At 42.0% G+C, this 11,779-nt stretch carries 10 protein-coding genes; 4 read left to right on the top strand and 6 right to left on the bottom strand.

Annotation, left to right across the window (positions count from 1 at the left end):
- Nucleotides 1–123: 123 nt before the first annotated feature.
- A complete protein-coding gene (locus I8751_RS24740) occupies nucleotides 124–1,050 on the bottom strand; it encodes an energy-coupling factor transporter transmembrane component T family protein (RefSeq protein WP_214441741.1) in 927 nt (308 codons plus the stop codon).
- 109 nt (nucleotides 1,051–1,159) lie between these two features.
- On the opposite strand from I8751_RS24740, the gene I8751_RS24735 reads away from it, so the two are divergent.
- The gene (locus tag I8751_RS24735; RefSeq protein ID WP_214441740.1) at nucleotides 1,160–1,732 is read left to right on the top strand and encodes a transposase; all 573 of its coding nucleotides are present in this window, start codon (nucleotides 1,160–1,162) and stop codon (nucleotides 1,730–1,732) included.
- A gap of 53 nt (nucleotides 1,733–1,785) precedes the next feature.
- Here I8751_RS24735 and I8751_RS29870 read toward each other — a convergent pair whose 3' ends face one another.
- The 3 genes from I8751_RS29870 to der all read right to left on the bottom strand — a co-directional run bounded on the left by I8751_RS29870 (nucleotide 1,786) and on the right by der (nucleotide 7,070).
- Nucleotides 1,786–2,043, bottom strand: a complete 258-nt coding sequence (locus tag I8751_RS29870) for a hypothetical protein (RefSeq protein ID WP_225894392.1) — start codon at nucleotides 2,041–2,043, stop codon at nucleotides 1,786–1,788.
- A gap of 212 nt (nucleotides 2,044–2,255) precedes the next feature.
- Nucleotides 2,256–5,579, bottom strand: a complete 3,324-nt coding sequence (locus tag I8751_RS24730; RefSeq protein ID WP_225894391.1) for a tetratricopeptide repeat protein — start codon at nucleotides 5,577–5,579, stop codon at nucleotides 2,256–2,258.
- Nucleotides 5,580–5,705: 126 nt separating this feature from the next.
- Nucleotides 5,706–7,070, bottom strand: coding sequence for a ribosome biogenesis GTPase Der (gene der / locus I8751_RS24725; protein WP_214441739.1), 1,365 nt, complete (start codon nucleotides 7,068–7,070; stop codon nucleotides 5,706–5,708).
- Nucleotides 7,071–7,227: 157 nt separating this feature from the next.
- Between der and I8751_RS24720 the strand changes: the two genes are divergently transcribed.
- The 3 genes from I8751_RS24720 (at nucleotide 7,228) to I8751_RS24710 (ending at nucleotide 8,850) form a co-directional block, all read left to right on the top strand.
- Nucleotides 7,228–8,121 carry a metallophosphoesterase gene (locus tag I8751_RS24720; protein WP_214441738.1) on the top strand — a complete coding sequence of 298 codons (894 nt, stop codon included), beginning with the start codon at nucleotides 7,228–7,230 and terminating at the stop codon, nucleotides 8,119–8,121.
- Between the two features lie 149 nt (nucleotides 8,122–8,270).
- On the top strand, nucleotides 8,271–8,606 hold the full coding sequence (locus tag I8751_RS24715) for a DUF6972 family protein (protein WP_214441737.1): 336 nt from the start codon (nucleotides 8,271–8,273) through the stop codon (nucleotides 8,604–8,606).
- Nucleotides 8,593–8,850, top strand: coding sequence for a hypothetical protein (locus tag I8751_RS24710; protein ID WP_214441736.1), 258 nt, complete (start codon nucleotides 8,593–8,595; stop codon nucleotides 8,848–8,850). The genes I8751_RS24715 and I8751_RS24710 overlap by 14 nt, the downstream gene beginning before the upstream one ends.
- Before the next feature lie 266 nt (nucleotides 8,851–9,116).
- Here I8751_RS24710 and I8751_RS24705 read toward each other — a convergent pair whose 3' ends face one another.
- The gene (locus I8751_RS24705) at nucleotides 9,117–10,199 is read right to left on the bottom strand and encodes a class I fructose-bisphosphate aldolase (RefSeq protein ID WP_214441735.1); all 1,083 of its coding nucleotides are present in this window, start codon (nucleotides 10,197–10,199) and stop codon (nucleotides 9,117–9,119) included.
- A 170-nt stretch (nucleotides 10,200–10,369) separates the two neighbouring features.
- Entirely contained in the window at nucleotides 10,370–11,770 is a 1,401-nt protein-coding gene (locus tag I8751_RS24700) for a TRAP transporter substrate-binding protein (RefSeq protein ID WP_214441734.1), read from the bottom strand.
- Nucleotides 11,771–11,779 lie beyond the last annotated feature (9 nt).

Raw genomic sequence — 11,779 nt, 5'->3', positions numbered from 1 at the left:
TTATCAATAGTCAATATCATTAGTTACTCTCCCATGCCCCATGCTTCGCTCAATTAAGAATTGAATTGATTTCATTTTTAATTTTTAATTTTTAATTTTTAATTCCCAAAGGAATGCCCCTTTTCAAAATTGATTCCCTAAAACTACCCGCACTCCCCAAAACAATGTCAACATTCCAATAGCTAGCCAGTCTCGCGCTTTGAGCCGTAATTCATGCCATTTGACGCGGTGTTCATTTGGACTGGTAAAACCGCGCACCATCATCGCACTAGCCATTTGTTCTGCCCGGAGTAACAAATTTTCTAACAGTCTCTCTGCGACTATCATCCAAACTTTAAATGCTCCTTTCAATCCCAGCTTTTTCCAATTAATTGCCCTTGTCATTACAGAACGAGCTAAATTTTGTACTTCTTCTAGGACTAGGGGAATAAATCGCAAAGACAAAGTTAAAGTCAGAGTAATTTCAGTTACAGGTATTTTGAACCGTCTTAGAGGCTGCATTAAAGTTTCTATGGCAGTGGTGATTTCTTCTGGTGCGGTTGTGAGCAGATACAGGTTAGTGCTGTAAATTACGGTAAATAAAATTGTGCTGAGGCGTACTGCTAAATCTAAAGAACGACGAGTAACTTTGACTGGCCCTTTATGAAATAAGACATAGCTGTACTGTTTGTTGTTACTAACTTGCTCTGTAGCAACTTTGGCATTATTTGTATTTGGTTGCTGGAGCAAAACTTGTTCATTAGCTGGCAGACGCTGTTGATAATCTATACCTAGTCCATCTGGACTAACAGCTGCAATAATTAAGACTAAAAACGAAAGTGTCAATAGCCAACCCATCTGCTGCTGCCACACTCTTCGAGGAATTTTGGCAACTAAGGTAAAAATAATTAGCAATGCTACCAGTAGTATGCGCCATTGGTTATTGGCAAAACTGTAGCTTGTTAAAAAGCTCATCAACCAAAAAATTTTGATTCGTGGATCGAGTTTATGCAACCAAGTTTGCGGTTGTTCTAGGTAAAGTCCAAGTGGTAGCGATCGCAATAAGTCCATGTTTGAGTGCTTTGGGAAAGGGGTAGATCCCCGACTTCTTAAAGAAGTCGGGGATCTGATTGATTGCTTTTCCAGGGAATACTAAAGGCGACACCTCATATTCTCACCTATGCCGCGACGACAAACCCCCTTGCAAACTGGAAACTTTTATCATGTCTACAATCGAGGGAATAACAGGCAAAGGATTTTCTTTGAGCGAGAGAATTATATTTATTTTCTCAAATTGGTTAAAGAACATCTTATTAGTAAAGCAGTAGATATCGTTGCTTATTGTTTAATGCCCAATCATTATCATTTTTTAGTTTATCTCAGAGATGAAACCCTCTCTGATGCCATGAAATCTCTGTCACTCGCCTATACAAAAGCTATTAATAAACGTTTTAATCGTTCTGGAGTCTTGTTTCAAGGTAGGTTCCAAAGTATCCACGTTTCACGGACTGATTATCTCATCAATCTCTGTCGTTATATTCATCTTAATCCAGTGCAAGCGAGACTGGTAAAGCAACCTGAAGAATGGGAGTTTTCCAGTTATTTGGAATATGCAGGGTTAAGAGCAGGAACACTACCCAAGACAGAATATATCAAGATGCAGATTGAGGGAGAATCAACTTATCAGCAATTTTTAAATGATTATAACCTACCTGATAGTGCTGATTTCACAAGACTAGTGCTGGATGAATAATATAGATCCTCCAGATCCCCGACTTCTTTAAGAAGTCGGGGATCTGGAGGATCTTAAAATCGCTCAAATAGCCACTCATCCCCAATGATCGCCTCTAACCGTTGATTGAGTTGCGGTATAAAATATTCAGGGTCATTCAACCGTTGCTGCACAAACCAAGTAACAAATACTTCCTGGGTTTCAATTCCTTGGGTAGCCGCCGCACCGGATAAAATATTCAAACTGCGCTGTTGTAAATCCTCTAACTTGGGATGTCCAGCGCCGCGAATGTGGCATAAAGACACAGCCACTGCACCCAGTAAAGCTTTCATTTCATCCCCCTTAGCTGCGTAATTGTACATAAGTTGAAGAGTGTCTAATATATTAATTAAAGGGATTTCAACTCGCATACACAGCCACACTGCTTGAGCAAGATAGATAATACCCCTAGTCTCATTAGCAACGCCTAAGTTATTTAAAGTTATGCATAAATCTATATAAGCGCGGACTTCTCCGAGTAATTGGGCGGCTTGCAGGTTTAGTTCTAACTCCTTGGTTTGGTTTTATTTCCCCTTTCTCCTTCCCAATAAGCCATACTTGCCAGCGTAGTGGCTTTACCTTGGACATCGTTGATGCTTTCATTTATTTGCAAAGATTGCTGGAAAAGTGCGATCGCCCCGACTATGTCTCCCTGTTGGGCTTTTAATCCCGCCATGTTGTGTAGGGTAGCGGCTTTCAATCGGACATCGTTGATGCTTTCATTTATTTGCAAAGATTGCTGGAAAAGTATGATCGCCCCGGCTATGTCTTCCTGTTGGGCTTTTAATCGAGCCATTTCGTGTAGGGTGGCGGCTTTCACTCGGACATCGTTGATGCTTTCATTTATTTGCAAAGATTGCTGAAAAAGTGCAATCGCCCCAGCGATGTCTCTCTGTTGGGCTTTTAATCGAGCCATTTCGTGTAGGGTGGCGGCTTTCACTTGGACATCGTTGATGCTGTCTGTGATCTCCAAAGATTGCTGGTAAAGTGCGATTGCCCCGACTATGTCTCCCTGTTGGGCTTTTAAATAAGCCATTTGGTTTAGGGTGGCGGCTTTACCTCGGACATCGTTGATGCTGTCTGTGATCTCCAAAGATTGCTGGTAAAGTGCGATCGCCCCAGCTATGTCTCCCTGTTGGGCTTTTAAATAAGCCATTTGGTGTAGGGTGGCGGCTTTACCTCGGACATCGTTGATGCTTTCTTTGATCTCCAAAGATTGCTGGAAAAGAGCGATTGCTCCGGCGATGTCTCCCTGTTGGGCTTTTAATCGAGCCATTTCGTGTAGGGTGGTGGCTTTTTCTTTTAAATCCTCTTTTGGACAGTGTTGTAAGGCTTGTTCAAAATGCGCCAACGCTTCTACAACAAAACCCAAAGTGTGTTCCGCCCCAGCAATGGTTCCCAAAATTCGGTAATCTGCACCCAATTGCAAAATTTCTCGGCATATCTCCCACGCTTCCACATATCGGCTATTACTCACCCAATTTTTTGCAATGTTATAGCCCACGCTAACGGCAATTTCTTTTTCCTGTCCCAACACCGCCAACCTGACAATTTCTCGCCCTTGTTTTTCGTTGCGCTTATCCGTTTCCTCCCACCAAGTTTGATAAATTTTACGTGTCGCACCTTGGCGCGTAGTTTGCCATTCCTCTTCAGTTAATATTGGTTGCAACAACGGTTCTAAAATCGTCGTCACCCGATATTCAGCAATTTGCTGGGCGTAAGTTGTCGCTGACTGCACTAAACTGAGGCTAATTAATTTGGGGAGTGAAGAAGAGGAAGCAAGAGAATTAAGAATATCAATTGTCACCGGGAGACGAAACACACTCATCCTAGCCAGAAACTTTTTTTCCTCATCCTCCAAAGCATTTAACAAAACTTCCGCTAAAATATTTTCCCGAAACTTGAGTTGCACACTCTCCAACTTTGTCAGCAACTCATCTGTAGCCAAATCTGGTAACTGCACAATTTCCACCAGCCACTTCAACAAGCGCGGATTTCCATCAGCAATTGTCAGGAGGCGCTGCTTTCTCACTTGCAACCTCACATCCTGATCCAATTGCCAATATATTTTATTAATATCCGCCTCACCCATCCCCTGCAAACTTTCCAAATGTAAGCGATGGGGTGGAAGAGTATCTTCCTTTAAATATCGACAGGTAACAATTAACCGACTTTCCGCTTGATTCTCAGCCAAAGCTGCACACAAAGCTGCTAACACCTCGTAAGCTTCCGCAGTCATCCGCAGACTACCATCTGCTATATTCCCTTCGGGGATATTCTGCTCAAAGTCATCCAAAACCAACAACAAAGGCTGATCCTGTGTCTCTTCTATGGCCTCAAAAAAGTTTTGCAATCGCCCTTTAAAAGAAATTCCCGGCTGATTTAACAAAGCCGGCACACCCTCAAACCGTTCATACTTACTCGCCAGCTTGGTAATTAAACCCACCTCGTTCACAGGCCCAATCAACACCACACGCTGAAAATTGGGGCGTTGCGACTGCACCCGCGTACACAACCGCGCCGCTAGAGAACTTTTACCCAAACCCCCCATTCCCGCCAAAAACACGCCGATATGGTCGCTAGTTGCCCGCAAAGCCAACATCCCACGCTGCAAGGCTTTTCTGCGTCCGACAAATTCCCCCCGACTGGCAACTTTGACAATATTGTTTTCATCGAGAAATTCGCTTTCAGGTGGTGTAAATTTCAGCTTTTCGCGCTTTCTGGTTAGCAGAGGTGTAACTAACTCCTGAATCTGGCGAGTATCTCGATAAATCCGCAATAAATGCCAGTCGGAACATTCCTGCGTAATCATTTCTTGCTGTGCCGTTTTTAACGCATCTTCCACTGTCGCCCCCGTCGCCAAAGCTTGATAAAGCGCTTGTGCAGCAATAATACCTGTTGTGTCAAACACCGGACGCGCCCAGCCTAAAACCACACCCACACCCGCTTTTACCAAAGCCTGCGCCATTGAGGGAACAGTACCATTATTAGCAAGTTGCCCAGTGTGACAGCCAGAGAGAAACACCACACGGGGAAAGCGTCCCCGAAAGGCTCTGGCTAAATCATCAACGGTAGTAAATTGTACACCTCCCACCTCATCTTCACTAATAAAGCAGGGAGTATAATCTTCAATTTTCCTACCTGGCGGCAGATAACGTCCAAACTTACTAACTGTATAAATAACACCATGCCCAGTCAAATGGAATACATCAAAATAATCTGCGGGATATGACTGAACTAAATTCCCCAACTCAGCCACCGAGCCGCTTTCCTCCACAATCAACGCCAAAGGCTGCTCTTGTGTGGCTTTGAGAATATTCGCCTCTTCCTGCTCAAATTGTAGAGATGCAATTCCTGGGTGTTCTGGTGAAGTCGCCATAAACAGCAGTCGCAACGGACGATTTTGTTGGGGAATAACTGGGTTATTTTGTTGCTGAACTGCTTTTACTGGTAAAAGTTTATGTAAAAATACTGTGCCGTTGTGTAATAATTCCCAAGGCAAATGAGCTAAACCTAACGCCACCTTTTGAGTTTGGGGGTTTAAACCCTGTGCTTCATTGGTTTGAATTAAATCTAAATATATTGTGCCTTGATTTTCTGCATTTAAAGCTTGGCGTAACCATCCTTCTTTACCATCCAACCACGAATACAACTGACAGCCGATATTCCGTAACTGTGCGGTGTCATCCTTTTGTTGAGAATAGTATTTTTCCTCACACAGATTAATCAGACTACCTAACTGATTAGTATCAAGACGGCGGGTACCGTAATTGCAGCGCAGTTCAAAGGTTTGGTTTTGGCTGAGGGCAAAAGTGAAGGTAAAAGGCATAGTTAACAGCTACAACTTTTTAAGTAGTAACTATAACTACTTAAGCATCATCTCTGATTTCGGTAAATTGTAGCCAAATACCAAGATCCCCGACTTCTTTAAGAAGTCGGGGATCTGAATCATTATTTATTTAACGCGAGTTGCTCTGTTGACGCTACCAACTTCCATATCCCGGACTTTTTTACTCCGCCATAATAAACGAATGGGAGTACCTTTGAACCCTAATTGTTCTCGGAATTGTCTTTCAATATAGCGGCGGTAGTTGTCGTTGAAGCGTTTGGCTTCGTTGACAAATAGGGCGATTGTTGGTGGTTGCGTAGTTACTTGCGTACCATAATAAATTTTGCCTTGACGGCCTCCGCGTGAGGCTGGTGGCGAATGCCAGCTAACAGCATCTTCTAGTACTTCGTTAATAACTGATGTACTGACACGGCGTTTATGTGCCTCGGCTGCTATATTCACACATTCTAAAATCTTTTCTACCCGTTGGCCTGTTAAGGCACTCACAAAGATAGTTTCTGCCCAGTCGGTAAAATCTAGCCGGGATTGCATAGTTTTTTCATAGTCGTAGATGGTGTAAGAGTCTTTTTCGACTGCATCCCATTTATTCACGACGATGATACAAGCCCGACCTTCTTCAATAATTCGCCCGGCTAATTTTTGGTCTTGCTCGGTGACTCCATCAAGGGCATCTATGATCAATAAAACCACATCGGCACGGCGAATTGCTTTAAAGGCACGGTTAATGCTAAAAAATTCTGTGCCGTATTCTATGTGTTTCTTTTTGCGAATACCCGCAGTATCAATTAAGCGGTAGGTTTGCCCATTCCGTTCCACGACGGTATCAATAGCATCGCGAGTGGTGCCAGAAATGGGGCTAACGATCGCCCTTTCTTCTCCAACAAAAGCATTCAACAAACTGGATTTACCGACATTAGGTCGCCCGATGATTGCGACTTTAATTTCGTTGTTTTCCGGTATTTCATCAACGCTGGGGATGTGAGTAATTAACTCATCAAGTATTTCTCCTGTACCGTTACCATGAATTGCGGAGATCGCGAAAGGTTCGCCCAATCCCAATTGCCAAAATTCGGTGGCTTGCATTAAGCCTTGCTCTGGAGATTCACATTTATTTACAGCCAATAATACAGGTACTGGTTGTTGGCGCAACCATGCGGCGATTTCTTCATCAGCCGAGTTGGGGCCAGTTTGACCATCTACAACAAAAATAGCGGCACTTGCTTCTGCAAGGGCTGTTAATGCTTGTTGGCGAATCAGTGGCAGAAATTCGGTGTCATCGTTAAATACTAAGCCACCAGTATCCACTACTAAAAATTCGCGATCGCCCCAATAAGCTGGCATGTAAGTGCGATCGCGTGTCACACCCGGTTCGTCATGGACAATCGCCGTTTGCTCCCCGGCGAGACGATTAACCAGGGTGGATTTGCCCACATTTGGGCGACCGATAATTGCAACGATTGGCAGTCCCATAAAACCAGGGTGAGTAAGAGAGCTAGTATATCACGTCTCTATATTTTAGCTACTTTAAATCTTTATTTAATTCCTCAACCTTCATGATGATTTACCGCCAAATTTAAAGAAATAGCATAACGGAAAATCTGGCAGTCACATCGAAGGAGATTGTGCCTTGAAAATTCGTAAGTGGCTCAAACAAGCCAGTGGCTTAGCTTGGCGATGTTTAATATGGTGCGTTGTACTAGGATGCTGTACTTTACTATACGCCAAGTTAATTGAACCGAATTGGATCGAGATTAATTCTTTACAACTGACCCTACCCCACCTTTCATCAGAATTTAATGGTTATCGCATTGTGCAAATCAGCGATATTCATCGAGATAGGTGGATGACTCCGCGACGTTTAAAGCGTATTGTTCGGTTGGTTAATCAACAAAAACCAGACCTAGTCGCGATTACAGGTGATTTAGTTACTCGTCATTTACCGCAATTCATCTCTACTCTTGAACTACCTTTAGAGCAACTTAGACCAAAAGATCAAACTGTAGCAGTATTGGGCAATCATGACCACGAAAACAACACCAGCAAAATCATACAGGTACTAGAACAAAGCGGTATCTTGCACCTTGGTAATGGTGTTTATACATTACAGCGAGGTAATGGGACGTTGCATATCGCTGGGGTAGATGATGTTGGCATGGGTAAAGACCGTTTGGATTTAGTCATGCAGCAATTACCCAATGAAGGTGCGGCAATTTTATTAGCCCACGAACCAGATTTTGCTAATACTAGCGCTGCTATAGGGCGGTTTGACTTGCAACTATCAGGGCATTCCCACGGCGGACAGGTGCGTTTACCTTTTCTCAAGCCGCCGGTTCTACCGCCTTGGGCTAAAGAGTACTATTTAGGGCGTTATCGGGTAAAACAGATGCTCTTATACACCAATCGAGGTTTAGGTATGACCGGATTGCATCTGCGCTTTTTTGCCCGTCCTGAAATTACGGTGTTTACTTTGGTTGCGCCTAATTTAAGAGTTGATGCACAATCTGTCAGCGTTGAAGATTGAACTGCCCTGCTGTAAGTCCTAAATCAACCAGCCATAAATTTGTTGAGGGGATGCAATTGCCCAATTCGCTACACGACTTAATTGCTTACTGCTAATAAGCACAATCGCTTAAAATAGCGACTTCGATACAGTGTGCGAGTTCCTAATTCATGAGCGGAATTGACCGAGAAATTATTCCAGATCCTCGACTTGGCCTAATTAATCGCCATTTACCTAATACTCCTCAAGTCCAAAGATTACTACAAAAAGAAGGTAGGGCACATGTGTTTAATGATCGTGAAACCTTGGAACGAGTAACGCAAGCGATCATCGCAAACGGAGAGCGAACCGGAATAGACGATGAAGAGGATGATTACGAACGATACGGACTCTACTTTCCAGAAGCAATCGGTTACATAATTAGAGTAGACGCAAGCCAAACACCTCTTTACTACGGTGAAATTAAAATTGTAAAAGTCACAGGTAAGTATCATGTTATCCCATGAACCAGTCCTCGCCGAACAAACTAAGACTTGGAAATTCCTGGAGCTTTGGATCGATCCAGTCCTTTTTCCACCTAAAATCCTAATGCTAGTTGGCGATCAAGATGGTACTTGTCGTATTTTTAACCCTGCTTCTGATTACAAGCTTGTGGTTGCTCACTCAAATTATCAAGCAGCGCAAGAATGGTTGCTTGAGGATGAATACGAACGAATTCAAGGTCAACTCTTAGCAGAAGAAGTTCTTTGACCAAACAATTCGCAATTCGCAATTCGCAATTCGCAATTGAAAATGAGAATTGTGGATTGTTAATTGATTAATTGCCTAACCTTGGAGTCAAAGCCCCCACCCAACCAATTCGCAATTACCAATTCGCAATTCGCAGTTACAATCAGTGGGGGCTTGAAACCCGTTAATTAACAATTAAACAATTAAGTGATTTTTCGTCTTTAATTGCGAATTGCGAATGTTTTTCACCTAACCTAACAGTCGATGCCCCGACTGTTTTTTCGAGGTTAAGCTATGGTTACGTCTGGCGATAAGTAAACATCCTGAATTGCGTGAAACAGTTTCACTCCTTCCTCAAACGGACGCTGGAAAGTCTTGCGTCCAGAAATTAATCCTGTACCACCAGCCCGTTTGTTAATTACTGCTGTGCGAACTGCTTCAGCAAAATCATTTTTACCAGTCGCCCCACCAGAATTAATAAGTCCTGCACGTCCACAGTAGCAATTCAGCACTTGGTAACGAGTCAAATCAATTGGATGGTCGGTTGTTAATTCTGTATAAACTCGCTCGTCGGTTTTACCGTAACTCTTACCAGTGGCTTTGGCTACTGCACCGTAACCATTATTGCATTCAGGTAACTTTTGTTTGATGATATCGGCTTCAATTGTCACACCCAAATGATTTGCTTGTCCAGTCAGGTCAGCGGCAACATGGTAGTCTTTATCTTGTTTAAAAGCGTTATTACGCAGATAACACCAGAGAATAGTTACCATCCCCAGTTCATGGGCGCGTTTAAAAGCGTGGCTGATTTCTTGAATTTGCCGAGTCGAATTCTCTGAGCCAAAATATATTGTTGCACCTACCGCTGCTGCACCCAAATTCCAAGCTTGCTCGACATCAGCAAACAATACTTGGTCATATTGATTGGGGAAAGTCAGTAGTTCGTTATGGTTTATTTTGGCAATAAAGGGAATTTTATGAGCATATTTACGTGAAACGCTGCCTAATACCCCCAATGTCGTAGCTACAGCATTGCATCCTGCTGCTATTGCCAATCTGATAATATTTTCTGGATCAAAGTAAATCGGATTAGGTGCAAAAGATGCACCTGCTGAATGTTCGATGCCTTGGTCTACTGGTAAAATCGAGAGATACCCAGTATACGCTAAACGTCCAGTAGCATAAAGTTGCTGGAGATTACGTAATACTTGAGGATTGCGATCGCTATTCAACCAAACTCGATCTACAAAATCTGGGCCTGGTAAATGTAGTAAATCTTGAGAAATTTTGGCTTTATAGGTAAGCAGGGATTCTGTCTCTTTACCTAACAGTGACTCAATGGAATTAGCCTCTGTGAGGGTTGTAGTCATAGAATTTTCCTCAAACTAGGGCAAATAACTTTGCTTTTAAGTTAACATTTCAAGGTTAACAATCGCAGATGATTTATCAACTATCTATATTTTCTAATTTAACGCGATCGCTGTCTAAATAAATCACGGTGTATACCTGCAATCATCGACCTAAAGACTGAATTAATAAATTAAATATTATTTAGTTTCGACCATTGTTTAATCATAAATTTAAACTTTGACCATTCAGTATACACTTCCCCAAATAATTTATTTTTATCTGCATATAATTTCAATAAAATATCTGTTTGTTTTTTAGCTTCCTGCAAAATTTCATCATTAAAAGGTCTTAGTTTAATACTTCTCGATTCAATAAGTTGTTGCAGCTTTTCACTGTTTTTTTGATCGTATTCAGCTAATATTTTAATGTGAGTTTCTAAACAAACAGCCTTAAATATTTCTTGATATTTTTCCGGTAAACTTTTCCAAACACCAGTATTTACCTGTACATCATAAGTTGTACCGGGTTCCCACCAACCAGGGTAGTAATAGTATGGCAATACATTATGTAATCCCAATTGAAAATCATCATAAGGCCCAATCCACTCAGCAGCATTCAGGGTGCTGTCTCTGACTTTATCTGCAATTTGATCAATGGGAATTGGAAAGCCTAACTGTTTATCAGATACGACACCGAATTTTTGTAATACCTCTGCTCCCAATCCAGGAATACGCATGGTTATACCATCAAAGTCCGCTATTGATTTAATTTCTTTATTAAACCAACCTCCCATTTGTGCGCCTGTTGCACCTGCGGGAAAGGGAATCACATTCAAGTCTAATTTTGAATAGATTTCCTGCATGAATGTCCACTGATTCTTAGGATCTTTTTTGTAATAAAGCCAAGCATTTTGTTCTTGAGGATTTAGACCAAAAGGTATGGCACAACCAAAAAAGAGAACTCTGTATTTTTCACTATTATAGTAGACTCCACTGTAGCCACACTCTATATTGCCATCGCTAACCTTTTTCAATATTTCTTCTGTGTTCCCAGTTCTATCTAGCTCAATAGTAAAGTAACCATCTGTCATTTGGGCAATGCGATCGCAGATCATTTGGGGAGCTTTATAAAGAATTAGGTTTTTGGTATTGTCACCCAAAACACTAACCATTTTCCAAGTGATACGTGGGTGATTTTGACCAGCCAACCAACCGCCAGATGCAGTAACTAAAGATGTACCTAAAACTGTAGGAATAAAAGCTCTGCGAGACATTCGCAATGGTGGAAATATGCCACCTCTATTATTTATATCGTTGTTATTTCTAATAGTTTGTGCAACTTCTACAGGCAGATTAGGCAATTCTTGAGGTGATGTATTTGGTGCTTGGGTATGAGGATGAAAGCCAACGTTAACATTGACAACATTACCAGTTGAACTACTATTTGTTTGATTTTGATTGTTATCATTACCAATAGCAGCCTGCATTCCACCTTTTATTGCTGAGTCTTCGGCATTTTGCTGGATATTAGACTCAGAGCTGGATGGCGAATTGTATGAATTATTAGAGTCAGGTGATGGCAATTGGCTCACAGTTTCACT

Origin of the sequence: Atlanticothrix silvestris CENA357 (genome assembly GCF_016056295.1) — a bacterium.
GTDB lineage: Bacteria > Cyanobacteriota > Cyanobacteriia > Cyanobacteriales > Nostocaceae > Atlanticothrix > Atlanticothrix silvestris.
The sequence above is the reverse complement of the archived record's forward strand: the minus strand, read 5'-3'. Positions and strand labels throughout refer to the sequence as shown.

What these genes read in the sequence shown, in the direction of transcription:
- I8751_RS24740 (WP_214441741.1), bottom strand. Translation starts at nt 1,050, where the DNA reads ATGGACTTATTGCGATCGCTACCACTTGGACTTTACCTAGAACAACCG.
- I8751_RS24735 (WP_214441740.1), top strand. Translation starts at nt 1,160, where the DNA reads ATGCCGCGACGACAAACCCCCTTGCAAACTGGAAACTTTTATCATGTC.
- I8751_RS29870 (WP_225894392.1), bottom strand. Translation starts at nt 2,043, where the DNA reads ATGAAAGCTTTACTGGGTGCAGTGGCTGTGTCTTTATGCCACATTCGC.
- I8751_RS24730 (WP_225894391.1), bottom strand. Translation starts at nt 5,579, where the DNA reads ATGCCTTTTACCTTCACTTTTGCCCTCAGCCAAAACCAAACCTTTGAA.
- der (WP_214441739.1), bottom strand. Translation starts at nt 7,070, where the DNA reads ATGGGACTGCCAATCGTTGCAATTATCGGTCGCCCAAATGTGGGCAAA.
- I8751_RS24715 (WP_214441737.1), top strand. Translation starts at nt 8,271, where the DNA reads ATGAGCGGAATTGACCGAGAAATTATTCCAGATCCTCGACTTGGCCTA.
- I8751_RS24710 (WP_214441736.1), top strand. Translation starts at nt 8,593, where the DNA reads ATGTTATCCCATGAACCAGTCCTCGCCGAACAAACTAAGACTTGGAAA.
- I8751_RS24705 (WP_214441735.1), bottom strand. Translation starts at nt 10,199, where the DNA reads ATGACTACAACCCTCACAGAGGCTAATTCCATTGAGTCACTGTTAGGT.